The 24908-nt window shown below is 64.2% G+C and carries 22 protein-coding genes and 3 pseudogenes; 16 read left to right on the top strand and 9 right to left on the bottom strand.

The window, feature by feature from the left end:
• Positions 1 to 6 precede the first annotated feature (6 nt).
• Together Q7514_RS10930 and Q7514_RS10925 are read right to left on the bottom strand one after the other, a co-directional pair.
• The gene (locus tag Q7514_RS10930) at positions 7 to 1413 is read right to left on the bottom strand and encodes an aldehyde dehydrogenase family protein (protein ID WP_330133271.1); all 1407 of its coding nucleotides are present in this window, start codon (positions 1411 to 1413) and stop codon (positions 7 to 9) included.
• 28 nt (positions 1414 to 1441) lie between these two features.
• On the bottom strand, positions 1442 to 2281 hold the full coding sequence (locus tag Q7514_RS10925) for a putative protein N(5)-glutamine methyltransferase (protein WP_330133270.1): 840 nt from the start codon (positions 2279 to 2281) through the stop codon (positions 1442 to 1444).
• 92 nt (positions 2282 to 2373) lie between these two features.
• On the opposite strand from Q7514_RS10925, the gene Q7514_RS10920 reads away from it, so the two are divergent.
• The 4 genes from Q7514_RS10920 (at position 2374) to Q7514_RS10905 (ending at position 6352) form a co-directional block, all read left to right on the top strand.
• On the top strand, positions 2374 to 3906 hold the full coding sequence (locus Q7514_RS10920; protein ID WP_330133550.1) for a type I restriction-modification system subunit M: 1533 nt from the start codon (positions 2374 to 2376) through the stop codon (positions 3904 to 3906).
• Positions 3903 to 4976, top strand: a complete 1074-nt coding sequence (locus Q7514_RS10915; protein WP_330133269.1) for a restriction endonuclease subunit S — start codon at positions 3903 to 3905, stop codon at positions 4974 to 4976. Before Q7514_RS10920 ends, Q7514_RS10915 begins: the two co-directional genes overlap by 4 nt.
• Before the next feature lie 132 nt (positions 4977 to 5108).
• A complete protein-coding gene (locus Q7514_RS10910; protein WP_330133268.1) occupies positions 5109 to 5429 on the top strand; it encodes a restriction endonuclease subunit S domain-containing protein in 321 nt (106 codons plus the stop codon).
• Complete coding sequence (locus Q7514_RS10905; RefSeq protein WP_330133267.1) at positions 5426 to 6352, top strand: restriction endonuclease; 927 nt, start codon at positions 5426 to 5428, stop codon at positions 6350 to 6352. The genes Q7514_RS10910 and Q7514_RS10905 overlap by 4 nt, the downstream gene beginning before the upstream one ends.
• A 40-nt stretch (positions 6353 to 6392) precedes the next feature.
• Here Q7514_RS10905 and Q7514_RS10900 read toward each other — a convergent pair whose 3' ends face one another.
• The 3 genes and pseudogenes from Q7514_RS10900 to Q7514_RS10890 form a co-directional block, all read right to left on the bottom strand.
• Positions 6393 to 6674 (bottom strand): type II toxin-antitoxin system RelE family toxin, encoded by a 282-nt coding sequence (locus tag Q7514_RS10900; protein WP_330133266.1) that lies wholly within the window; start codon positions 6672 to 6674, stop codon positions 6393 to 6395.
• Positions 6671 to 6946, bottom strand: a complete 276-nt coding sequence (locus Q7514_RS10895; protein ID WP_330133265.1) for a type II toxin-antitoxin system Phd/YefM family antitoxin — start codon at positions 6944 to 6946, stop codon at positions 6671 to 6673. Before Q7514_RS10895 ends, Q7514_RS10900 begins: the two co-directional genes overlap by 4 nt.
• 874 nt (positions 6947 to 7820) lie before the next feature.
• Positions 7821 to 8101, bottom strand: a pseudogene (locus Q7514_RS10890) (transposase); the annotation flags it as partial.
• A gap of 105 nt (positions 8102 to 8206) precedes the next feature.
• Here Q7514_RS10890 and Q7514_RS10885 point away from each other — a divergent pair.
• The 3 genes from Q7514_RS10885 to Q7514_RS10875 are packed head-to-tail and all read left to right on the top strand — an operon-like array spanning position 8207 to position 12001.
• On the top strand, positions 8207 to 9322 hold the full coding sequence (locus Q7514_RS10885) for a site-specific integrase (RefSeq protein WP_330133264.1): 1116 nt from the start codon (positions 8207 to 8209) through the stop codon (positions 9320 to 9322).
• Positions 9319 to 11562 carry a tyrosine-type recombinase/integrase gene (locus Q7514_RS10880; RefSeq protein ID WP_330133263.1) on the top strand — a complete coding sequence of 748 codons (2244 nt, stop codon included), beginning with the start codon at positions 9319 to 9321 and terminating at the stop codon, positions 11560 to 11562. Before Q7514_RS10885 ends, Q7514_RS10880 begins: the two co-directional genes overlap by 4 nt.
• A complete protein-coding gene (locus Q7514_RS10875) occupies positions 11552 to 12001 on the top strand; it encodes a DUF6262 family protein (RefSeq protein WP_330133262.1) in 450 nt (149 codons plus the stop codon). The genes Q7514_RS10880 and Q7514_RS10875 overlap by 11 nt, the downstream gene beginning before the upstream one ends.
• Positions 12002 to 12091: 90 nt before the next feature.
• Here the strand turns inward: Q7514_RS10875 and Q7514_RS10870 are convergent.
• A pseudogene (locus tag Q7514_RS10870) lies at positions 12092 to 12394 on the bottom strand (transposase); the annotation flags it as partial.
• A gap of 468 nt (positions 12395 to 12862) precedes the next feature.
• On the bottom strand, positions 12863 to 13531 hold the full coding sequence (locus Q7514_RS10865; RefSeq protein ID WP_330133261.1) for a TetR/AcrR family transcriptional regulator: 669 nt from the start codon (positions 13529 to 13531) through the stop codon (positions 12863 to 12865).
• Positions 13532 to 13666: 135 nt separating this feature from the next.
• On the opposite strand from Q7514_RS10865, the gene Q7514_RS10860 reads away from it, so the two are divergent.
• The 5 genes and pseudogenes from Q7514_RS10860 to Q7514_RS10840 form a co-directional block, all read left to right on the top strand.
• Positions 13667 to 14800, top strand: a complete 1134-nt coding sequence (locus tag Q7514_RS10860; protein ID WP_330133260.1) for a VOC family protein — start codon at positions 13667 to 13669, stop codon at positions 14798 to 14800.
• A complete protein-coding gene (locus Q7514_RS10855) occupies positions 14797 to 15738 on the top strand; it encodes a fumarylacetoacetate hydrolase family protein (RefSeq protein ID WP_330133259.1) in 942 nt (313 codons plus the stop codon). Before Q7514_RS10860 ends, Q7514_RS10855 begins: the two co-directional genes overlap by 4 nt.
• Positions 15735 to 17621 (top strand): acyl-CoA synthetase, encoded by a 1887-nt coding sequence (locus Q7514_RS10850; protein WP_330133258.1) that lies wholly within the window; start codon positions 15735 to 15737, stop codon positions 17619 to 17621. Before Q7514_RS10855 ends, Q7514_RS10850 begins: the two co-directional genes overlap by 4 nt.
• A 5-nt stretch (positions 17622 to 17626) precedes the next feature.
• Positions 17627 to 17986: a DoxX family protein gene (locus Q7514_RS10845; RefSeq protein ID WP_330133549.1), complete on the top strand. Its 360-nt coding sequence runs from the start codon at positions 17627 to 17629 to the stop codon at positions 17984 to 17986.
• Positions 17983 to 18968: pseudogene (locus tag Q7514_RS10840) on the top strand (bifunctional 3-(3-hydroxy-phenyl)propionate/3-hydroxycinnamic acid hydroxylase); the annotation flags it as partial. The gene Q7514_RS10845 and the pseudogene Q7514_RS10840, both read left to right, overlap by 4 nt.
• Before the next feature lie 222 nt (positions 18969 to 19190).
• Here the strand turns inward: Q7514_RS10840 and Q7514_RS33185 are convergent.
• Positions 19191 to 19355 carry a hypothetical protein gene (locus Q7514_RS33185; RefSeq protein WP_408016078.1) on the bottom strand — a complete coding sequence of 55 codons (165 nt, stop codon included), beginning with the start codon at positions 19353 to 19355 and terminating at the stop codon, positions 19191 to 19193.
• 373 nt (positions 19356 to 19728) lie between these two features.
• On the opposite strand from Q7514_RS33185, the gene Q7514_RS10835 reads away from it, so the two are divergent.
• From Q7514_RS10835 to Q7514_RS10820, 4 genes are all read left to right on the top strand, one after another.
• A complete protein-coding gene (locus Q7514_RS10835) occupies positions 19729 to 20631 on the top strand; it encodes an SGNH/GDSL hydrolase family protein (RefSeq protein WP_330133257.1) in 903 nt (300 codons plus the stop codon).
• A gap of 156 nt (positions 20632 to 20787) precedes the next feature.
• Positions 20788 to 21408: a hypothetical protein gene (locus Q7514_RS10830; RefSeq protein ID WP_330133256.1), complete on the top strand. Its 621-nt coding sequence runs from the start codon at positions 20788 to 20790 to the stop codon at positions 21406 to 21408.
• Between the two features lie 9 nt (positions 21409 to 21417).
• Positions 21418 to 21612 (top strand): hypothetical protein, encoded by a 195-nt coding sequence (locus Q7514_RS10825; RefSeq protein WP_330133255.1) that lies wholly within the window; start codon positions 21418 to 21420, stop codon positions 21610 to 21612.
• A gap of 400 nt (positions 21613 to 22012) precedes the next feature.
• Complete coding sequence (locus Q7514_RS10820; protein WP_330133254.1) at positions 22013 to 23344, top strand: HNH endonuclease signature motif containing protein; 1332 nt, start codon at positions 22013 to 22015, stop codon at positions 23342 to 23344.
• Between the two features lie 85 nt (positions 23345 to 23429).
• On the opposite strand, the gene Q7514_RS10815 is transcribed toward Q7514_RS10820, so the two are convergent.
• Positions 23430 to 24752: a Fic family protein gene (locus Q7514_RS10815; RefSeq protein ID WP_330133253.1), complete on the bottom strand. Its 1323-nt coding sequence runs from the start codon at positions 24750 to 24752 to the stop codon at positions 23430 to 23432.
• Positions 24753 to 24908: the final 156 nt, after the last annotated feature.

Genomic DNA, 24908 nt, shown 5'->3' with positions numbered 1-24908 from the left:
CGAAGCTCATGCGGGCGACAGACCAGCGCTGTGCTGTCCGGACACACGGATCAGTTTCTCGTTCACGAACTCGCCCACACCCCACTGCGCCAGCTCGCGGCCGTAGCCGGAACGACCGACACCGCCGAAAGGCAGCCCGGCTGCGGTGACGGCGTGCTCGTTGACGAACGTCATGCCGTCCTTGAGCTGCGCAGCCACCTCGTGCGCCTTGTCGACGTCCGAGGACCATACCGAGCTGGACAGTCCGTACTCGGATTCCTCGTTGGCAATGCGCACGGCCTCGTCCACCCCGTCCGCCTTGTACACAATCGCGACCGGGCCGAAGATCTCGTTGCACCCCACATCTGCGGACGGGTCCACATCGGTGAGCAGGGCCGGCTCCATGTACGCGCCGTCGCGGTCGATCTTCTTCCCGCCCACCCGGATCGTGGCGGTCCCTTCGCGCGCTGCGGTGGCGAGGCGGTCGACGATCTCGTCGCGGGCACCGATCGAGCTGAGCGGGCCTACGTCGGCATCCGGATCGTCGTAGGCACCCACCGTGAGCGCGCCGATTGCTTTTTCCAGGTAGGCAACCGTGCGGTCGTAGAATTCCGGCTGCACGATGAGCCGCTTCGGCGCATTGCACGCCTGGCCCGTTGCAAACATCCGGATGTCCACGTATCGGTCCAGTACCCACTCCAGGTTCTCGGCATCCAACACGAGGAAGGGGTCGTTCCCACCCAGCTCGAGCAGTGACTTCTTATAGTGCTCCCCGGCCGTCTTTGCCACTGCCGAACCGGCGCCTTCGGATCCGGTGAGGGAAACACCCTGAATCCGCTTGTCTGCGATGAAGGGTTCCATCTGCGAGCCGGAAGCGTAGATGTTCTGGAACACGCCACGCGGTAGCCCGGCCTCGATCAGGAGGTCCTCGCACGCCTGGGAGGATAGTGGGCAGATCCCGGCGTGCTTGAGCACCAGCGCATTTCCGAGCAGCAGGTTGGGCGCCGCCCACCGCGCGACCTGGTAGTACGGGAAGTTCCACGGCATGATACCCAGCAGCACACCGAGCGGCCGCTTGACCACGTACGAACGGTCCGCGCCCTGCGCCGGGAGTTCCTCGGGCGCGAGCAGTTCGTGGGCGTTGTCTGCGTACCAGCGGTAGATGCCCACCACGATGTCCAGCTCGGCCGCGCCCCACGGTCGGAGCTTGCCCATCTCCCGGCCCATGTGTTCGATCAGCTGATCTTTGTGCTGTTCATAGAGATCGGCGACGGCGAGGAGGACACTCGCGCGCTGGTCGATGGAGGTCTCCTGCCAGCTGCGCTGCGCTTCGGTGGCCCGATCGAGGATCGCATCGCGGTCTGAGTCTTCGATACGTTCGAACTGCTCTTCGTCCGTACCGGTGTTCGGGTTCTGGAGTGCGAAAGTAACCATGCTTCCGGTCTACCCACCTCCGATCTCCTTACACCCTGGTCGTGATCTGCGAGGGGACGCTGCGATCATGGACGACTCCGACAACCACGGTGGCATCGAACTCGTCCGACCGGTGAACGACCGATGTCAGTCCCTCCGCAGCGAGGATCTCGGTTGCTGCCTCGGCCTGCCGGGAACCGGCCTCCATCAGCAGGTGTCCTCCGGGCGCAAGCCACTCCGACGCCGACGCCGCCAGGCGACGATGCACGTCGAGTCCGTCGGCACCGCCGTCCAACGCGACACGCGGCTCGTGCAGTCGTGCCTCGGACGGCATTGTCGCGATCGCCGCCGACGGCACATAGGGGGCATTGGCGACGACCACATCGATCCGGCCTCGCATCGAGTCGGGCAGCGCTGTGTAGAGGTCGCCGCAGTGAGCGTCGCCACCGCACCCTTCGAGGTTGCGCCGCGCGCAACGGACCGCCGCGGGATCGACGTCGGCGGCATGCAGCCGGATCGCGGGTTCGACAGCGGCGAGCGCAGCCCCGATCGCACCGCAGCCGCAGCACATGTCGACAACGAACGAACCCGGCGCAACGACTCCGGCGGCGCAGTGCACGAGAAATTCCGAGCGCCGACGCGGAACGAACACGCCTGCGTCGACTCTGACCCGGAGACCGCAGAACTCTGCCCATCCCAGCACATGCTCCAGAGGTAGCCCGTCGATCCGCTGCTGTAGGAGATCTTCCAGATCGGAAGGAGTGTGCGCCGCCTCGGCGAGCAGCCGCGCCTCGTCCTCCGCGAAGACGCAACCCGCAGATCTCAGCCGTGCGGCCAGTGCTTCTGGGACCGGGCCGTCCGGAACACTGCCGATCGGAGATTCGGGCACACGGCACCCTAACCTGCACGCTCGGTGTCGGTGGGCAGGTCTATACAGTCCTGTTGGACTTCGTCGAGCAGAACAGGCAGGTAGCGGTACCCGTGATCACCGGTGACATCAAGAACAAGGTCGACGCAGTGTGGGACGCGTTCTGGACGGGCGGCATCTCGAATCCTCTCGAGGTGATGGAGCAGATCACCTATCTGCTGTTCATTCGCCGGTTGGATGACGAGCAGACGCTCGCGTTGGAGAAGGCGAACCTGCTCGGCACACCGCTCGAAGGCAACCCGTTCCCCGAGGGCATCGACGACCAGGGCCTGCCCTACAACGATCTGCGCTGGTCGGCGTTCAAAGACCGGCACGCCGACGAGATGTTCGAGATCGTCGGGAACCGGGTGTTCCCGTTCATCAAGAACATGCGTGGCGAGGAGTCCACGTACGCGCATTTCATGAAGGACGCGCGGCTCAGCATTCCGAACGCGGGGATGTTGCAGCGGGTGGTGGACCGCTTGGACAAGGTGCCGATGGAGAACCGCGACACCAAAGGCGACATCTACGAGTACCTGCTCGCGAAGATCGCGTCTGCCGGGCAGAACGGTCAGTTCCGCACGCCGCGTCACATCATCGAACTGATGGTGCACATGACAGCCCCGAAGCCGGGCGACAGGATCGTGGACCCGGCGTCCGGCACGTGCGGCTTCCTCGTGGGTGCGTCGGAGTACATGCGCGCCAACCATGCGGATGCGATCAACTCCGGCAAAGGGCGCGAGCAGTATCACCACGAGATGTTCCACGGCTTCGACTTCGACAACACGATGCTGCGAATCGGGTCGATGAACATGCTGCTCCACGGCATCGAGCAACCCGACATCCGTTATCGCGACTCGTTGGCCGAGGCGAACACCGGTGATGCCGAGGCTTATTCGCTGATTCTCGCAAACCCGCCGTTCGCGGGCAGCCTCGACTACGAGAACACGGCGAAGGATCTGCAGCAGATCGCGAAGACGAAGAAGACGGAACTACTGTTCCTGGCGCTGTTCCTGCGCCTGCTCAAGCCCGGCGGACGAGCGGCGGTGATCGTGCCGGACGGTGTGTTGTTCGGAAGTTCGAAGGCGCACAAGGAACTTCGCAGGATTCTCGTCGAGGAGCAGAAGCTCGACGCGGTGGTGAAGCTGCCGTCGGGTGTATTCAAGCCGTATGCGGGTGTGTCGACGGCGATTCTGTTCTTCACCAAGACCGACTCGGGCGGCACCGACAATGTCTGGTTCTACGACGTGCAGGCCGACGGCATGTCCCTCGACGACAAGCGCAACCCGCTGTTCGCCGCCGACAAGCTCGGTGCACTCGCCGAGTTGTCGGATGATGAGCATGTGAAGAACAATCTCCCGGATGTGCTGCGGCGCTGGGCTGATCGTGATGGCGGTGAGCTGGAGCGTGCGCGGACAGAGCAGAGTTTCTGCGTGCCGCGTAAGGACATCGCCGCGCAGGGTTACGACCTGTCCCTGAACAGGTACAAGGAGATCGTGCACGAGGAGGTCGAGCACAGAGCGCCGACCGAGATCCTCGACGAGCTCGATCTGCTCGAGAAGGACATCGTTGGCGGCATGGCGCAGCTGCGGGAGATGCTGGCGTGAGCGGGACGATCGTGCCGTTGGCCGAGGTCGCTGAGGTCAAACTCGGGCGCCAACGTTCACCGAAGAATCATGACGGCCCGAACATGCGGAAGTACCTGCGCGCTGCCAACGTGGGGTGGAGTGGACTGCTCCTCGACGACGTGAAGGAGATGAACTTCACGGACACCGAGTTGGCGCAGTTCCGTCTGGAACCCGGCGATATTCTCCTCAATGAGGCATCCGGATCACCGCGCGAGGTTGGAAAGCCCGCGCTCTGGCAAGGCGAGCTCGACGACTGCGCCTTCCAGAACACGCTCCTCCGGGTTCGGCCGAGTGATCAGGTGGACTCTCGCTACCTTCTGCATTTCTTTCGTCGCGAAGCAGAGTCTGGCGAATTTGTGCGGGGATCACGGGGAACCGGAATCAATCACCTCGGACGGGCGGCTCTCGCTCAATGGTCGATTCCGCTCCCCCCGATCGAGGAGCAGCGGCGGATCGCGGCGATCCTCGACCACGCCGACGTTCTCCGCGCCAAGCGCCGCGAAGCCCTCGCCCGCCTCGACGAGCTGACTCAGTCGATCTTCATCGACATGTTCGGTGATCCAGCAACGAACCCCGCCGGGTGGGAGACAGCCCGCATGGGCGAGATTTGCGGCAACCGGTTTCGAAACGGTCTCTCGCCCTCGAAGTCAGGCAAGGTGCACGCCAAGGTCCTGACTCTTTCTGCTGTCACTGGCTCGGAGTTCGATGAATCGGCGTTTAAGGTGTCTACCTTTGAGTCTGCTCCTCCTGCTGGGCAGTCTGTAACGTTTGACGACCTGTTGATCTGCCGGGGGAATGGCAACCTCGGATTAGCCAATGTGCCCCTGGCGGGGCGCCCGTTCCGGGCTGAAAATGGTGTGGTGGTCGCCCGTCGACGCCGTTGCTCCTATGGTCCTTCGAGGCCGTGGATTAGCCTGCGCGTGGGGACCGGGCATGTGCCCTTCAGTGTTGCCGTGACCACCAGGTCACGAGCACGAGGATCAGACTCGTTCCTCCCATCGGGTCCCTCCGGGCGGCCACCCCTCATTCACCATCTGCGAGGAGGTTAACCACTTCAATGGAACACAGTGGCCGCACCTGATCTCGTTGAGTCGAGCAGGTGGCGAGCATGGTTGTGTGTCTGGTGATCTATTTTCGGATCAGTAGGAAAGGGCTACTTCGCTCCGCGTGCACTGCCGGACATGACCTTCCCCGACACAATCATCGCAGCGACTATCGACCGAAGTCGTGTCGATCAGGCATACATGCAGACGGTGTGGAATTCGCAGGCGGTGCGGAGCCAGATTGAATCGGCCGCACGTACTACCAATGGCACCTTCAAGGTGAATCAATCCATGCTCGGCGCAATCGAGTTTCCGCTGCCCGATCTCACCAACCAACGAGAGTTTGGAAGCAGGGTCGCTTCGATCAACGGACTCCGTCAGCCGCACCTAGCGGGCGTCGACGGCCTCGACGCCCTCTTCGCATCCCTCCAATCCCGCGCCTTCCGAGGTGAGCTGTGACCACACCGGTATCGGAGATGCCGGTGTGGTCCGGCTTCCTCACCCCAGTGCTGGAAGTATTGACGGATGAACAGGTCTGGCGAAAGCGCGACCTGCATACCGCGGTGGAGGACCATGTCGGATTGACTGCCGAGCAGCGGGCGGAGATGCTTCCGTCAGGACAGCGGCGTGCCGACAATCGGATCGGATGGGCGCTCAGCGGGCTCTACCGCGCGAAGCTCGTCGACAAGCCGGCCCGCGCGACGTTCGTCATCACCGATGCCGGGCGTGCACTGCTCACGGCGCATCCAGATGGGATCACAAAGCAGATCCTGAAGGCGCTCCCCGAATACCAGGCCCACACCCCCGCGCGTACGGCCTCCTCGAACGAGGTCGCACACGACTCACACATGACGGTCGAAGAGGAAATCGAGCCACTCGAGCAAATCGAAGGCGGCGTCGGGCGCCTGCACGCCGAGGTCGCGGCCGACCTTCTCGACCGGCTCCGCAATCAGGCCCCTGAATTCCTGGAGCAGTCGGTGCTCGACGTACTCGTTGCGATGGGATACGGCGGCACCGAAGGCCGGGCAGCCCGCATCGGCGGCTCGGGCGATGGCGGTGTCGATGGTGTCATCGACCAAGACCCGCTCGGACTCGAACGCATCTACGTGCAGGCCAAGCGCTACGCCGCGGACAACACCGTGGGCCGCCCCGAGATTCAAGCGTTCGTCGGTGCCCTGCACGGCGTCGGTGCCGCCCGCGGCGTCTTCATCACCACCAGCGCATTTACCTCCGGTGCCCGCGAGTACGCGCAGAACATCGCCACCCGGATCATCCTTATCGACGGACAGCGCCTCGCGGACTTGATGATCCGGTACGGCGTCGCAGTGCAGACTCGCCAGATCTTCACTGTAGTCGAGGTCGATGAGGACTACTTCGAATAATGACTCTCCATCCGTCCGCGAGCGACGAGAATTTCTTCGGTCACGTCCGATAGATATGGGCTCGGTGGTCGATGTCGACGACTACAACGACCCGTTCGACGTCATCAATACGCAGCAGGACGCGATAGTCGCCGCGCCGCGCGCTCCGCAGGCCCTCGAACTCGTTGCGTAGGGGTTTACTGAGCCGGTGCAGGTTCTCGGCCAACGGTCCTGAGATGAACTCGATGACGGCGTGAACCACACGCCCGGGCAGGCGTGAGAGGGCACGCCGCGCCGGTGACGCAACCTCGACACGGTATGCCTCAGACGGCTGTCTCGTCACTGCGGCGGTAGACCGTATTCGGCGCGCAGATCCTCGAGTGAGGTCGTCTGGCCGAGGGCGTACTCATGGTCTGCTTCGGCAACCGCCTCGCGGGTCCCGGAACGTGAAAGCCAGTAAATCGTCTCGTGCAGCGATTCCAGGTCTTCGGCGGACATGAGCACCGCGGCAGGCTTCCCGTGCCGAGTGATCGTGATGATGTCATGCGTCGACTCCGCGCTTTCGACCAGCGCGGACAGTTTGTCCTTGGCTTCGCCCAGCGGCACAGTCGTCATAGGTGTCATTGTAGCCTCGATCATGGCCCCTTGATAGCCAGACATCTAGCCGCAAATATCGAGGTCGCCAAAGACAGAGCAGGGGACGGCGTGAAGATGCGGGCGCCCTGCGGGCGACTGAACCCGACCGTACGGAGACCCTGCGGGTCCCTGAGCTTGCCTTCGGCCCCTTCCCCAACGCTGCCCGGTCGCCATACCCCGATAGACCATCTCGGCCAACGCTTCTGGCCCCACGTCGCAGATGACGTGTGGCTTACGCTGGACCCGGTCGTTCGTGTCGACCCTCACGATCGGGTGCTCCACCGCCAGAATGGAGACGAAGGTACTGGCGCCCAGTCGGTTTCACGCACGGGAATGGCACCCCTGCGCGCAGCATCTTATGCGCTGACGTCGGACCTCGGGTGATGAGCGACGAATGCCCGACGTGCCGCGGCTACCGGAACGGCCCGCGCACACGTCGAAGCGAAACACCTCGAGCCCCTCGACGGATGTGTCGAGAGGCTCAGAAGATCAGGACGTCAGGAAATACCCCGGCGGGGCGAGAAGAAGAGAGTCGGTGTCGAAGACCGAACCATGAGAAGCGCCCCCTGGGGGCGTGTGGATAGACTCCACCCTACGGTGCATGACAGCGCTCCTGTCGTGTGCCCAGACCCCGGTTCGGTGTTACCAGCACCAGCCGGGGTCGACCTGTATTCAGGCCGGTTCAGGGATGGTCCCATGCGCGACGGCGGGCGTCAACACAAATGTTCTCCAGATCGGAAGCACCGCCCGGATTTCCGCTGCTTGGTCCATTTCTTGTCGGGTGGGTCGAACTAACCTCGATCTTTCTTCCCACTGACGTGCTTGCCTGATCAGTTCGCGATTGGGGTGTCGATCACGTTGGCGCAGGCAGACCCGCCAATCGGTCAGGGCGGTGACGACCACACTCGCCCACCTCGCCTCTGCCGACAGTCGAAGGCGGGTTCGTCGGGCATGAGTGGCGGTGCGGCCCACGATCGCAAAAACCCGTAGTCGTAGCCGCTTCGGTTCCCACCTGCGGGCATCATGGTCGGTGAATCCGAGCATCTGCATCCAGGCCGTCAGATCGAGGGCGAGTTGCACGATCGCCAACCAGATCCGATTCTGATCGAACCCGTGCAGCGTTATCTGGAGTCCTTTGGTGAGCGTCTGTCATGTGCATGAGGAGGGCGAAGTTCTCAGCTGAGTGCCTCCTGGATGCGGTTACCTTCTGTTGTCCATCACGCAGACGGAAGGTTCTCAATGCGAGTGCAACGCGTGCTCATGCCAGGTTCTCGGGTCGAGTCGTGGACGGTGATCGGTGATGATCACGTGCCGATCGATCCGGTCGAGAGGTTCCTGGCCTACTTGTCCTCGATCGAACGCTCGCCGAACACGGTCAAGGCATACGCGCACGATCTGAAGGACTGGTTCGGTTTCCTTGAGGTGCGGGTACTGGATTGGCGGGAGGTCTCGCTGGAGGACGTTGCCGGATTCGTTGCCTGGCTCCGTCTTCCGCCGATCGCCCGGGACGGTCGGGTGCAGGTGCTGCCCAGCGTCGGTCATCACTGCAGCGAGGCAAGCGTGAACCGCAAGCTCGCGGCACTCACGTCATTTTGTGAGTTCCATGCCCGACATGGGATGCCGCTGGGTGGGTTGCTGGTCACCGCGGCGTCGCCCGGTCGCGGACCGTCGTCGACGTCGTTCAAGCCGTTCTTTCACCACATTACGAAGACGGCCGAGCGACGGCAGCGCACCGTCAAGCTGTCGACGTCGCCGCCTCGGCCGCGGGTCTTGACCGCTGTCGAAGCGCAGACGATCTTGGATGCGTGTGAGCATCTGCGCGATCGGCTGTTGTTCGCGTTGCTGCTCGACACCGGAGTACGGATCGGTGAGGCACTCGGGCTGCGGCACGAGGATCTGGACATCGCCGAGCCACGGGTGGCGGTGGTGTCGCGGGTCAACGACAACCGTGCCCGCGTCAAGGGTGGCCGGTCCCGCTTCGTTCCGGCCAGCGGCGAACTGATGCGGTTGTATGTCGACTACCTGAATGTGGAGTACGGGGCGCTGGATTCGGACTATGTGTTCATCAACCTGTGGGGCCGACCCCATGGTCATCCGATGACCTATCCTGCGGTCTACGACCTGGTGGGTCGATTGCGGCGGCGAACCGGGATCCGATTCGGTCCGCACTGGTTCCGACACACCTATGCAACGTGGTTGCTCCGTCGAGGCGCGGGCGTGGAGAGCGTGAAGGAACTGCTGGGTCACGCGTCGGTCAGCACCACAATCGACACCTACGGTCACCTGACGGTTGAGGACGCTCGGGCGACGCTGGAGAGCGCGGGCTGGTTCAACGGGCGGGAGGTGCGCCTGTGAACGCCCCGGACGAGCAACAGGCTCAGTCCTGGCCCGGCCTGCTGGAGAAGCTGATGTCCGTGGTGCGCTCAGAGTTTCGAACCGATCTCTACATCCCGGACCCCGATCATCCGATCCTGGGACGCGGGATCTGCATGGTCGACAGTTGCGACAGATCACCGACGGGGAACCGATTGTGTTCGACCCACCAGAAGCGGTGGATCAACCGCGGACGCCCCGAATTCGCAGTGTTTCTGGCCGATCCGGGGCCGCCGCTGAACGGTCGTCGTAGTCTGACCGGATGCACCGTGGTGGGCTGCCGTTACGGAAGCAGCGGGCAGGGCCTGTGCATGCGCCACCGCAGTGCCTGGGCCGCCAGCGGTCACCACGATCCGAATGCCTGGGCCGCATCGGTGCTCGTCGCCGACCCTGAGGGTCATACGAGCTGCGGTCTGCCGTTCTGCTCGTTGTGGACCGAGAGCGACCGCAATGTGTTCTGCAAGGCCCACGAGACCCGGTGGCGGATGCAGGGACGTCCGGACGTAGACGCGTTCATCCGTCGGTGTCTGCTCGCCGGACGAGATCGGATCGACTTCTCCGGGCTGCCGGCGCAGCTGACACTCGAGCTGCAGTACGCCATCCAATGTCGCGTCGATCAGGGCACCGTGGCTCTTCCGTCCCCGGTTGCGAACTGGGCCGTTCGCATGACCAGGGACGCAGACGTGGTCTCGCTGATGGAGCTGACCGCACAACAGTGGGCAGACCGGGCGGGGCCGAAGACCAACAGTTACCCGGCGTTCCTCGCGTTCGCCCGGGACGTCGTGGAGGCATTACACGAGGGCACTGGCTGGGATGTGGAGTATCCCCGTGACATATGGAGGCTCCATCGCATCCCGGGCCTGACCACAAGCCCCGGCAAGTCGCCATATGCGCGCTCACACTTGCGTTTCGACCGGATTGCCCAGCCCTGGCTGAGAAGCCTGGTCAAACGCTGGGCGCGGCTGCGGTTGAGTTCCGGGTTGAGCCCCAGCACCGTGCACAGCGACGTTCAGGGGCTGATCCGGCTGAGCGCCTTCTGCAGCCAGACCCGGCCGCCGGTCGACACACTCGCCGACATCGACCGCGATCTGCTCGAGCGCTACCTGGCCTGGCTGGCCGAGCAACCGTTCGGACGCGGCGCCAAGGATGATGCCGTCACCGCGCCTGGTTGCTTCTTTCAGGCACTGCGGCAACATGGTTGGGATGACACCTTGCCGACGACTGCAGTGTTTTTCCCCGGCGACGTGCCACCTCGACCGCCCCGACTCACTCGCCATCTGTCCGAGCATGTCATGACCCAGATTGAGGCACCACACAATCTGGATCGGTGGCCGAACCAGGAAGGGCGCCTGATCACGATCATCCTGATCCGGTGCGGCCTGCGTGCCACCGACGCTTGCACCCTGGATTTCGACTGCCTACTGCACGACGGTCAGGGCGCCCCTTACCTGCGCTACTTCAATCACAAGATGCGTCGCGAGTCCGCGGTTCCTATCGACGAGGAGCTCGAGACCGAAATCCGCTGCCAGCAGGAGAAGGTCACGGCCCGCTGGCCCGAGCACCGGCATCTGTTCCCCGCAGTCAATGGCAACGCCATCGGACGACACCCGATGACCTACTACAGCTACCGTTCGATGCTGAACTCGTGGCTGGCCACCTGTCGGATCAGCGACGAGCACGGCAGGCCGGTGCATCTGACCCCACACCAATGGCGACACACCTTTGCCTGTCGGCTGATCAACCGCGACGTCCCCCAGGAAGTCATCCGGGTGCTACTCGACCATTCATCAACTGAGATGACCGCGCACTACGCACGGATCACCGACCAGACCGTTCGCCGTCGCTGGGAGCAAGCCACCAAGGTCGATATCAACGGAAAACAGGTCGTCCTCGATCCGGAAGGTCCTCTCGCTCAGGCACAGTGGGCCAAGACACGATACGGGATTGCGACCCAGACCCTGCCGCATGGTTACTGCGGTCTACCCGTGCAGAAACAGTGCCCCCATGCGAACGCCTGCCTGGACTGCGCGGTATTCCTCACCGGGCCGGAATTCCTACCCGAGCTACGCGAACACCGTGGCCGCACCCTCACGCTCATCGACCAAGCCGAGGTGGACGGTCACACCCGGATCGTCGAGATGAACAAGAAGGTGCTGACCAACCTCGACAAGATGATCGGCGGGATCGAGGAACTGCCGGAAGGAACCTCCGATGCGGGCTGACAACTCCAGACACCTGATCGAGGCCGCGCGAAAACGTGCCGAGCAGACCCGCCGGCGCGCTCTGCGGGCCCTGAATCATCTCGACGACACCGACACTCCGATCACCTTCGAGGCCGTTGCTCGCCAGGCTCACGTCTCCAGGTCCTGGCTCTACTCACAACCGGATCTCCGCGCCGAGATCGATGCACTACGCACTCGACACCAACCGGCGTCCGGTTCGCCGCAGGCTCCGCAGCGACAACGCGCCACCGATGAATCGCTGCTCCGCCGATTGGAAGCGGCCACCCGACGGATTCGTCAGCTCGAAGAAGACAATCATGAGTTACGGCAGGCTCTCGCCGAGGCACTCGGTGCGGCACGCATCACCCGCACCACCGGCTCGACGACCCGCAGCGACACGCCCGGGCGGCACAAAACAAAACTCATCGGCCCGTGCTGAACAAGGGTTCCGGTCCGTCACGTGGTGGACACCGTCCGCGACGCGAAGCAGCAGGTCACAGGGCTTGTCATATCGATGACTCCAGATAAGCAACGGCAGGTTCGACAATCTGGTGTCCTTCGCGACCCGGATACGGTCTTCGCAGCGAGCACGGCGTCGATGCCGAAGTTCGAGATCCTGAACCTGACCCCGAACACTGTTGGTCACAAACGCCGTCAACCGGAGGCCATCGGCATCGGTGAACCGCAACTGAGCTCCGGGGTGCGGCCTCTCCTTGCGCACGATCAGCCGCATCCCCTCTGGCCAGCTGTCCAGGTCGACGACGTCGGTGGCATCGATGACCCAGGCGCCGTCGCGGACAGTCTCATCGGCGTCGACGGCACAGGTCCACCCATGCTCTCCATCCCTTGCCGTCAGGATCGACGCTTTCGGAAGGTGGCCTGACCCGGGTCAGAGTTGCGTTTGAGGCGCGCGATCCGCGGTATCGCTAACCCAGAGGGGGGCTGGCAATGCCATCTCGGGCACGGTCATGTGTGCTTCTGGCCGTCGGTCTACCGGAACCGCCGCAATGCGCTCGCCGAAGTCCCACAGTGCAATCCACAACCCGGGCCGTGCCCTTCGAACACAACGCCGACGTCGCCTTGACGCTACTCGGTGTCGAGGCAATCTCACAGATCGACGGGAACCATGACGCGTTGTGCCCGACCACTGAAGTCGGCAAGACAGATTTGGGCCTCGGGAACTTCTCGCACTGGGGTATTCAGCCGGAGATAACGACGATGATGGTTTCTGCGGACAACTTGTGCGACGCCCTCACGAGACGCAGCCCTGTTGTGGATCCACGCAGGCCTGCAACGGCAATCAAGGTCCCCTTGGGGAGTCAATTCCCGCAATGCTGGTCAGATCCGGGATGGGGAGTTGGCAGATGCGATGCGCTTCTCCTTCAGGAACACCGAGGGCCTGCAATAGGGCTTCGGCCATCTGGTCGGTCGCTTCGACGTCGTCTCGACCGGGCTGGTCGTGCAGCAGCTGGCCGAGTCCGATGGTCGCTCCGGCGGCGAGTGCGAGTGCGATTTGCGGATCGCGGATCGTGAAACGTCCTGCGGCAGTTGCCGCCTCGATGTCCCGCAGTGCGCGTGGGGCCAATCCGTAGCCGGAGGTGATCATCTCGGATCCGTGCGCCAGTAGGACGCGGCAGAGTTCGGGCTGGATTCGGTGCAGTCTCCCAGTGAGCCGGAAGGCCTCCGCAAAGACTTCTGCCGGGTCGTCCACATCGCCGGTGAGCGTGTCGAGCAGGTTTCCGTGGGCTTCGAACGCGTCGTTGGCGGCCGCACGGAAGAGCTGTTCCTTGCTCTCGAAGTGGTTGTAGAACGATCCCATCCCCACGTCGGCTGCCTGGGTGATTTCGAGTACGGGGACGTTGGTCCGGCCTTCGGCGATGCAGGCCTGCGCGGCTCGGATCAGCGCGGACCGCGTGCGCGCCTTGCGTTTTTCGAGACGGCTCTCGACTTCGCCGCTGCCGGTGGTCACTGTACGTCTCCCTGTGTCGTGCTTGAACCACCACAAACCTAACACCCCCTTCATTCGTGACGATTTCGTCAGACACCCTTGACTGATCACCTCGTCATAAGTGACGATATCGTCATCAAGTGAAGAGGAGCACAGATGACCGACCCACTCGGGGCCCACTCAGACCTGCACAGCGAGCAAGGTGCCCTGCGTGGGGAGCATCCCGGTCGCGCACGTAACCCGGTTATCAAGGTTCGAGACCTTGCGTGGCTGGAATTCGAGAAACCCGACCTGTCTGCGACCTCGGGATTTGCGTGCGCCTTCGGGTTTACCGCCACCGTTCACACCCCGGACGAACTCCACCTGCGCGGGACCGATGCCGGCACACCCTGTGTGATCGTTCGAAAAGGGTCCCGTTCCAGGTTTGTCGGCGCCGCGTTCGCCGCCGCGGAAAGTGCCGATGTGCTGCGCCTGGCTGAGGCAACAGGACGCGCTGCACGTCCACTTCCCGAATCGATCGGAGGGATGGGGGTGGACCTCATCGATCCGACGGGCGGTCGGGTTCGCGTCGTCTCGGACACGCACCAACTCCCGGAGTCGGATGCGCAACAGCCGCACGTGCTCAACGTCGGCCACCGCATCGACCGCACCAACGCCACTCAACGGCCGCTCCGGGAGCCCGCACGTATCCAGCGCCTCGGACATGTTGTCCTGCAGAGCACCCGTTACCTGGAGACGCTGAACTGGTACCTCGAAAACCTGGGACTGATTGTCAGCGACTTCCTCTATTACAGCGGGCAGCGCGAGCGCGGGCCGGTCATGAGCTTCATCCGCTGCGACCTCGGTCGCACACCCTCCGACCATCACACGCTCGCCCTCGCGCTGGGCCCCGCCAATCGGTACGTGCATTCCGCTTACCAGGTCAACGACCTCGATGCGATAGCAGCGGGAGGTGAGTACCTGCTCGATCTCGGGTACCAACGTTCGTGGGGTATCGGCAGGCATGTCCAAGGAAGCCAGATTTTCGACTACTGGCGCGATCCCGACGGGTTCCTGGTCGAACACTTCAGCGACGGCGACATGTTCGATTGCACCCTCGAACCGGGATGGGCCCCCATGACCGCATCCGGGCTGGCGCAATGGGGACCACCAGCAACCAAAGACTTCCTCGGGATCGGAACCCCACGGGAGTTCGCGCGTGAACTGCGCACCATGGCCTCTTCGCTCCGCGAGGACAACGAGTTCGATCTCCAGCGCCTTCGTGGCCTACTGAAAGTTGCATCATCATGAGCATCACCGTTCTCCGCACCGCCAACCAATGGTGGGTCCAGACGGCCGGCGGTGCCGTCGCCATCGAGACGCCGGCCACCACCACAGCCGAACTGCTCCGGGACCGGGCGGCGGTCGACACCGCCGCGACCAGCGGAGAAACCGTTCCGGTCGAGACCCTGGATTTGCTCTCGCCCGTCACGGCACCGTGCCGGGTCGTCGCCCAGATGACCAACTACGCATCGCACGTGAAGGACTCGGGGATGAATCCCGAGACCGTTCCACTCACCTTCTTCCGGAAGTCGTCGGGTTCGATCAGTGGTCCGTTCGACGACGTCATCAAGCCCGACCACGTGAGGCTCCTCGACTACGAGGTCGAGATCGGCCTCGTAGTCGGCCGTCCTCTTCCTGTGGGCACCTCGATCGACGAGAACAATATCTCCGATTTCGTTGCGGGGCTGGTCGTCACCAACGATGTCTCGGCCCGCGACCTTCAGCTCCCGAAGACCCAGTTCTACGAAGCCAAGTCGTACCCCACGTTCACCCCGGTCGGCCCAGCTCTAGTGTTGTTCGAGGACGACGATTTCGCACGCTTCAACGACCTTCGTCTGACCCTGCGGGTGAATGGCGAGATCCGTCAGGACATGCTGGTCGGGTCGGACATGATCTATCGCCCCCTGGAGACCTTGCAGGCACTGACCCGGTTCCAGCGACTGGATGTTGGTGACCTGCTGCTGACCGGAACCCCCGGCGGCACCGCGTTGTCGGCCCCGCCGAAGCCGATCGAGATCATCGGATCTCTCTTGCCTCCTGCGGTGAAGTGGAAAAGCTTCTTCAAAACACAGGCCAAGAACCCGAAGTACCTCAAGGACATGGACATTCTCGAGTTGTCGATCGCTACCGAGGACGGGGCGATCGATCTGGGAACCCAGCGCACGCGAGTGAGGTCCGCCCGATGAACGACGCACCGTTGTGGCCGAGCTACGACAGCCCCGATGACCTGAATGGCATCGAAGCCACTCCCCTCGCCGATCGTGGGCTGCCGCAATCGACCTATCACCTGTTGGCCCGGGCAGCTGAACTATGGCCGCAACGCCCCGCCGTGCTCTGCCTCCCGGACGCACGTCAATGGGACGAACCGATGGTCCGCAACCACGCCGACCTACTCACCGAAGTTCATCGAACCGCAAACCTGCTCTACAAGAACAATGTCCGACGAGATGACGCCGTCGCTCTGTTGTCCCCCAACTGCGCGGAACTGATCGTCGCGACACTGGCCGCCCAGGTGGCAGGCATCGCGGCGCCGATCAACGCAGGATTGTCGCACTCTCATATCCGAGAGCTGCTGAGACGTTCAAGTGCACGGATCCTTGTTGCCGCCGGGCCCGAGCTCGACCCCCTCGCATGGGCGGTCGCGCGCGAGATTGCAGCATCGGGAGCGATCGAGGCCCTGTTCGTACTCCGCCCAACCGGCAAGTCCACGACGACCGAGCTGCTCCGGATCGACGGCGTGCAGGTGGTCTACCTCGCGGATGCCGCGTCGGAGTGCGAGGAAACTCGGTTCATCGGTTCCGCGCCTAGTCGCGACGACCTCGCCGCGCTGTTCCATACTGGCGGCACCACCGGTGCACCGAAACTCGCCGCACACACCCACGCCAACGAAGTCGCCAACGCATGGATGATCGCCGCAAACTCTGTGCTCGACGAGGACTCCCGACTCTTCGCCGCGCTACCTCTGTTCCATGTCAATGCCCTCGTCGTGACTGTCCTCGCCCCACTCCTGCGCGGGCAGGCCGTGGTATGGGCGGGGCCACTCGGCTACCGCGATCCGGCCGTCTACAGCTCGTTCTGGAAGATCGTCGAGCACCATCGGATCGCGGCGATGAGCGCAGTGCCGACCGTGTATGCCGTACTCTCCCACTGCCCTGTCGATGCAGACATCTCCAGTCTGCGCGTGTGCCTGGTCGGGGCATCGATGCTTCCCGCTGCAGTGCGCACGGGATTCGAATCGCACACCGGCGTACCGCTGCTCGAGGGCTACGGGCTCACCGAGGCCACCTGCGCCAGCGCTCGCAGCTTCTCGGCCGCGACTCGGCCCGGCGCGGTGGGACAGCGCATGGCCTACCAACAGATCAAGGCGGTGAGCATCGACGAGCGCGGCCACTGGACCGACCTACCTGACGGGCAGGTCGGGACCCTTGCAATCAGTGGACCCACCGTGTTCGCCGGCTACGTCGTCGGCCGCGACGCCTCCGGGTATCAACTCGACGGGTTAGGCACGCTCGTCGACGGCTGGCTCGACACCGGTGATCTCGGTCGAGTCGACGCTGACGGCTTTGTCTATCTGACCGGGCGGGCGAAGGACCTGATCATCCGGGGCGGACACAACATCGACCCAGCCATGATCGAGGACGTGCTCCTGCAACACTCGTCCGTTACCGGCGCGGCCGCGGTCGCGGCCCCCGACACCCACTCGGGCGAGGTCCCGGTCGCCTACGTGACCTTGACACCCGGCGTCGCGACGACCGAAAAGGAACTACTCGCGTGGACCACCGAACGGGTCGCCGAAGCCGCCGCGGCGCCGAGGTCGGTCACCGTTGTCGATGCGCTCCCGGTCACAGATGTCGGCAAGCCGTACAAACTCGCCCTGCGCGCCGATGCCGCCCGCCGTGTTGCCGCACGCGCACTCATCGAGGTCGACGACGTGGAGCACATCGAGGGCACCGTCGAGGACGGTGCTGTGGTTATCACCGTGTCTGTGGGTGTTGGATCAGACGAGAGTGCGGTCAGATCTGCGTTGGACGCCTATCCGATCATCTGGCGCATCACGGAGCGCGTGTGAACACGATGAGCCTCGCTGCCAGAATTCTGTCCGTCGTGATCGCTGTGCTGTTCACTGCCATCGGTCTCGCCAAAGTCGCTGCGCTCGAACCGATGCGCGAGCGTGCCGCACACGCCGGATTCGGTGTACCGGCCTATCGCAGGCTCGGTGTCCTCGAAGTGACCGGCGCTGCCGGACTGCTGATCGGCCTAGCCGTGCCACAGGTCGGTCTCGCTGCCGCGCTCGGTCTCGTGCTGCTCCTCGTCGGTGCATTTGTGGTTCATGTCCGTGCCGGGGACGGCCTCGCGGAGATGATGCCCGCGATCGTCGTCGGGACCGCAACCGTCGCGTGTGGTCTCCTGCTTGCCAGTGAGGTCGCATCATGACCTCGTCGGGCTTCCCAGTCGTCATCGTCGGCGCGGGTCCGGCGGGACTGACAGCAGCACGGCTGCTGTCGCACTACGGCATCAACAGCCTCGTTCTGGACCGGTGGGAGGGCGTCTACCCCCAGCCCCGCGCGGTACATCTCGACGATGAGGTGAACCGCATCATCGCCCGACTCGGACTCGCCGACGACTTCGCGCACATTTCGCGCCCTGGACACGGCCTCCGCCTCCTCGATCCAGATCTCAAGGTGCTTGCGGAGTTCCGACGCCAGACCACCATCAGCCGGCACGGCTTCCCCCAGGCCAACATGTTCGACCAGCCAGAGTTCGAGCAAGTACTGCGCTCGGGACTGCACCATCTGGACGCGATCACGATGCGTGGCGGAGTCGAGGTCACCGACGTTCTGCACACACGCGACGGTGTCCGCGTGCTGTTCACCGACCGTGACACCGGCGAGCGCAACTTCGTCAACAGCGACTACGTCCTCGGGTGCGACGGCGCGAACAGCGTCGTCCGGCGCGCCATAGGCTCCCGAATGCAAGATCTCGGATTCGAACAGCACTGGCTCGTCGTCGACATCGCCACCGAGGCGGATCTCGGGCATTGGGAGGGCGTACACCAAGTCTGCGATCCGCACCGCGCGGCAACTTATATGAGAATCGGCGAGAACCGCTGCCGCTGGGAATTCCGACTGCCGCCCGAAGAGGATGCCGATCAGTACACGACCCTTGACGACCTGGCACCACTGCTCGCGCCATGGATCAGGCACATCGATGCCCACGACATAGAGTTGATCCGCGTCGCCGACTACACGTTCCGCGCACAGGTCGCCGACGGTGGCAAGACCGGAGAGTATTTCTGCTCGGTGACGCCGCGCATCTGACGCCCCCATTCATCGGCCAAGGAATGGGAGCTGGACTTCGAGATGCCGACAACCTCGCATGGAAGCTCGCCGGCGTACTCCACGGCTCGCTCTCGCCGGATTGCTTGACAACCTACGAACAGGAGCGAAAACCACACGCCAGAAAAATGATTCAGCTTGCCGTCGCGATGGGATGCGCAATGACCGAGGGTGGCGAGATCGGCAGCCGCCTTCGTCGCAGCCTCGCCCCACTGACCACACGAATCCCATCCCTGAGAAAGAGAATTGCCGACGGCGCCACCCCAGCACTCACGGCAACCAGTTTTGTCCACCGACATCCTCTACACCCTGGACTGGCCGGCACCCTCTGCCCCAACCCAGTCATCGACGCCGGCGCCCGACGAGTGGACGAGCTCGCCCCACACCAGTTCGTAATGGTGACGACACTCGGCCCCACGGCCGGACAGCAGTACGAGATTGAGCGCCGCGGCGGCTTCATCGTGCACGTGCCAACAAACTCGGAACTCGGACACTGGCTCACCCGCGGGCACACCGCGGCAGCGATAGTCCGCCCCGACCGAACCGTCATGCTTACAAGCCGGTCCCTCGCGGGCATCTACACCAGATTGCCGACGTTTGGTGTGTAACAGAAGGCTGTGGCCGGCTCACGAATACTCGATCTGGTCAGTTACGCACAAGCACGAGGAGGACGAGTCGGTGTGGAAACTGAGCAAGGGTGGGCCTAGGTAAGCGGCCGGACCATAGGGCGAGGGTCTCTTCCGTGACCTGCGTAGGACTGTGATCTCGAAACTAGTTGCGCTTTCTGGAATGCACGTGTCACATTCACCGTTGGCGCTTTGTCGAAGGAAAAGGGTCGAAATGAAGCTTTCCCACATCGCCGCCGTGGCCGCGGTAGCTGCGCTCGTGTCCGCTACTGCGGAGATTAACCCGGCGCAGGCTATGCCCGGCCAGAAGTATGTCGCTCTAGGGAGTTCGTATGCCGCGGGTCCCGGTATCGACCCGGAGACCGACGCGGGCTGCATGCGCTCGGCGAGCAACTACCCCCAGTTGCTCGCCCACCGAATCGGTGCGGACCTCGTAGATGTGACCTGTAGCGGGGCTACAACCGCCGATGTTCTGCACCAAAGTCAGCGCCTCACAAATGGGCGAACGATGCCGCCACAGATCGATGCGGTCACCGGGGATACCACACTCGTCACCATCACCATCGGAGGTAACGACCTGGGGCTGATCGCCGGAATGCTCGGCCACAGCTGCGGCCCGGTCATCGCTCCGACGAGACCGGTCGTCGCCAAGGTGGCGGCGCAAGTTTGCGCGGCAGCGCTCGGCGCCGCCGATGAACCGGAGTCAGCCGACATCGCTGCGGTCGGCGACGCCTTGACCAGGATCGTCGAAACCGTTCGATCCCGAGCGCCGCGCGCGGAAATTGTTCTCGTGGAATACCTTCCAGCCCTTGATGCGCAGGCAACCACCTGCCCGGACATCGTTCCGCTTACAGGTGCCGATGCAATCTCGGCGCGGCACACCTATGACAATCTGATCGCGGCTACCCGTGCCGCCGCCGAATCCACCGGGGTGCGAAGCGTCCACGTTCCCGACGCCGGGCAGCACACGGCCTGCAGCCCGGACCCGTGGGTGAGCGGGTTCAGCAATCCGCTCCACACAGGCGATCTCTCCGCGACAGCTGGCTCTTACCATCCCAATTCTGCCGGTATGCAGGCTGTGGCTGGCCATCTCGCTGAAATTGTCAATCCCCGGTGAACGCCGCCCTCGCAGGGAAAGCGAAATCCAGCCTTCGGACACATCGATTCGCAGCCGTCACAACGGTCGTCAGAACAGGGACGATCCAGACACGGGACATGGACAGGCACGCCTAGCCTTTACATGCGATAATTGACAAAAGGATTGGTGGTTGGGGTGAGCGATGCAGCGACCGCGGAAGCCCGCTACCTACGTGGCGACCTCGACTTCGAGGACGCGCTGCGGGAGGTGACCGGCACCGACATCGGCCGTGACGATCTCGTACAGATCCTGCGCGGCCTGCATTCCACGAACGCCACCCCACCCGCACTGTCCGAGCATGACGCGCAGGTGCTCGCCGACCCCGGGTTCACCGCCGACCCGGCCGCGGCTGCGTCCGCGCGCGTCGACCGCGACATCCGCATGGCGAACCTGGTCGCGACGTCACTGTCCGTCGCCGACGCCGCGGACCGTCTGGGAGTCACCCCCGCCAAGGTTCGGCAGCGCATCGGCGAAGGCACCCTGTGGGCGTTCGATTCCGGACGCAACCGGCTACTGCCCCCGGCACAGTTCACCGCGGCCGGTGGTGTCCCGCACCTGGAGAAGGTCATGCCTCAGGTGCCGAAGGTGCTGCACCCGTTGACCTTGCAGGCGCTGCTCACCCGTCCGCAGCAGGCGTTGCTCGTTGAGGGTCGGCCGGTGTCGATCGTGGCGTGGCTGACCGGCAGCGCCGGCGCCGCCGCGGACATAGACCAGGTCCTCGACGTGATCGATGCGGCCGAGTGGGAATCGGCGTAGATAGTGGCGATGCTCCCATCCCCACCGCCAGTCGCGGAACTGCGTGCGGCGGGCCTGCACCCCGACGAGGTCATCGACTGGCCGGCCACCGACATCGTGTGGCGGGTGCACCGCACCACCGGCGGACACACCCTGTCGCGGGATGGGTTGCGTGAGTTCGGGCCGATCCTGCGGTTCGACCACCACCCCCCTCCCACGCGGTGAACACCCCGGTTACGGAATTTGGTGCGGCGCATCCAGTCCCCGCGGTGGGCTGGCCGAAGCGTTCCAGACCACCCGGGTCATCGACCGTCACCGCGGGGACTCCTACCTCACCGGTCTCCACTTCACACGACCGCTGCGGCTACTCGACGTCGCCGGGGACGGCTCGCCGGCGCAGCCTCCGTCGCTGTCTTCGAGCGTGTCACTGATGCCTTCCCAGCCCGGCCGGTCCTGTCGCTGCCACTCGCGCACCCTGCGCTGGCGGATGCGATCGACACCGCCGCCCACCAGCTCGGCTACACGGTCATCTGAGCGACCAGGCGGGGAGGCCAACAGGAACGGCATCGGGTTCGCCAGTCTCCGTCCGCCAACTCTTGTCGGAGGGTCCGGCTACACTCCGAACATGCTTTCGAATGATTGCGTCGACGAGCTCGGCCGAGTGGGAAACCACCTGGCCACCCTCGACGCCGCCGTCGAGGGCCTGCTTTCCGAGCCGCTGACGGGCCTGTCCGAATCCGATGTCGTCGAAGCGCTGCAACGGATGGAAGTCTCCCTGCGGAAGGCCGCTGCCGTCGGGCACCGGCTTGTCGTCGAATCCGTCGAACGATCCATCCCCGCACACCTCGCCTGCCGCTCCATCAACGACTTCCTCGTCTCCACTCTCCGCATCTCGGGAGCCGACGCCGCAAGACGCGTGAAGGGCGCCAACAAGACCGGCACCTGGCACACCCTCAGCGGCGAGCCGATGGACGCCACACTGCCCGCCACCGCGTCGGCCGGCCGCGAAGGCGCCATCGGCCCCGACCACGTTGCCGCCATCGCCAGAACCATGCGGCAGCTCCCAAACGGCACTACCTCGGACGAAATCGACGCCGCAGAGCAGATCCTCGCCGACGCCGCCGGCTCCACCACCCCTGAAGATGTCACCAAGATCGGCATCCACCTGCTCGCCCATCTCAACCCCGACGGCAACGCACCCGACGAGCGCGAACGTAAGCGTCGCCGCGGCCTGCGGCTCGGCAAGCAAGGCACCGACCTGATGACTCCGATCTCCGGACTGCTGGACCCGGAGACGCGGGCCCTCCTCGAACCGGTGCTCGCCAAACTCGCCCGCCCCGGCATGAACAACCCCGATGATCCCGAATCACCTTCTGGGGATGTCGATTCCCCGAATCTGGACCGTACCGCGATGGCAAAGGCCGCTGCCCGCGACACCCGCACAGCGGTGCAACGCAACCATGACGCTCTCACCGTTGCATTGCGGCAGATACTCGCGTCCGGTGTCCTGGGCAGCCATCGCGGCCTCCCGGTGACAGCGATCATCACCATGTCGGTACACCAACTCGAGAAGGCGTCCGGCGTGGCGACCACCGCCACCGGCGGCATCGTTCCCATCAGGGATGCACTGCGTATGGCGCAGAACGCCCACCCGGTGCTCGCCGTCTTCGACCACAACGGCCGCCCCCTTCACCTCGGTCGCGCCCGACGCCTCGCCTCGGCGGATCAGCGACTCGCCCTCATCGCAGCGTCTCGCGGGTGCACGCGCCCCGGTTGCGATGCTCCTGCCTCCCTCACGGCCGTGCACCACGTCACCGAGTGGAAGAACGGCGGTGCCACCGACATCACCAACGAGGATCTCGCCTGCGACAGCTGCCATGCCCTCGTTCACGACGGTCCCGGCGGCTGGACGACCCGCGTCGCACCGCCCGATGCCGCGCATCCAGGCCGTGTCTAATGGATCGCGCCGCCTCACATCGACCCCGACCGGCGCCCGCAGGTCAATCACCGGCACCACCTGGATCATTTCGTCGCCGGCGCCCTCACCCGGCACCGATACCGTCGGGAACGGCCGCGCCGGAGAGATGCATCCGGCGCCACCCGGCGCGATGACAACGGGCCGCCACATCCTTGATACCGAGACACGTCTCTCGGAAACAGTCGATCAGGTCGAGAACGTCACGTGCGACGTACCCTGTGGTGCCGCGTTCGACACTCTTGCGGGAAAGGACTCCGGCGTCCGCGAGTTCCTCGAGCGCGGCTCGCGCTGCGGGGAACGACACCCCGAGGATGCGTTGCACAGTGCGCGCGGTCATGATCGGTGCCTCGGCGAGCACCGGAAGGATGCGTGCTGTCGCGGACCCAGCGCGGGGTCCCCCTCGAAGGCCTTGTGCCTCGCGATGGCCCGCAAGACGACCAGCCCACTCGAACTCCAACTCGTCGATGTCCTGCGCCAGGCGTTGCGCATGTTCCGACGCAACGACAGCGGCCTCGATGAACGTCGAGAGCCAGTCGTTCACACCAGCGAGGGCGCCGGGTTCGACAGAGCTGCCGACGTACCGGTAGGCGCTCAACCCGTCGACGTAGCGGGCGCTGAGAGTCGACAGCACGAGACTGATCGGGAGCACCGCCTCCGGGGCTAGACCGCGCCGGGCAAGAACGGTGTGGATCAAAGCGCGACCGACCCTACCGTTGCCATCGGTGAACGGATGGATCGTTTCGAACTGGGCGTGCACGATCCCGGCTTGTATCAGCGGTCCGTGCAGGGATCCGTTGAGATAGTCGACGAGGTCGGTCATCAGCGGTCCGACATCCTCAGGCGATGGGGGGACGAAATCCGCTTCGAGCGGATGCCAATTCGAGCCCCCGATCCAGTTCTGGACGTGCCGGAGGCCGTGATGCCGTTCGTCGGGCAGTAGCGCTGCGTGCAGCATGACCACGTCATCCACGGTAACGGCGTCGGTGTCGACCAGGCTGCTCGACGCACGCCGGAGGACCGAGATGTTGTTGGCCACGAGGCGCGCCTGGTCGCTGAACCCGCGGATGTCCTCGTCCTGCGCCAATTCGGCCAGGGCGACCTGCTGAGGTGAGGGGGCGATCCCCTCGATCATCGAGCTGGCGATCGCCTCCGACCGCAGCAGAAATCGAGCGATCGACTGCAGTCCGCCCGAACCAGGACCTGTTCCGAGTCGCCGGATGTCGCGCTCTGCGGACGCGGCACGCGCAGCAAGGTCGGGAGGCATGATCAGTGGGCGGTCCGTCACCAGGTCCGGAACGTAACGCTCGTAATGACCACCACGACGATCGCGCGCAATCAGACCGGAACCGGGATCCGGCTTCCAATACGCGCGATACAGCTCGGCCACTGTGCGAATCCCTTCATTCTGCCCGATACAATCAAAGCTTAGTATCTCAACCTTTAATGCGCGACGGCCATATTGAAGGTTGTCGGCATTCGGCCCCGGGCGGTCGTGTCGGACCCGGTCAGTAGTGTTCGTCGGCTCCGGACAACTCGGATGCTT

This window comes from Rhodococcus artemisiae (assembly GCF_036327795.1).
GTDB classification, from domain to species: Bacteria; Actinomycetota; Actinomycetes; order Mycobacteriales; family Mycobacteriaceae; genus Rhodococcus; species Rhodococcus artemisiae.
Note: the sequence above shows the minus strand (reverse complement) of the source record. Positions and strands in the feature narration are given on the sequence as shown.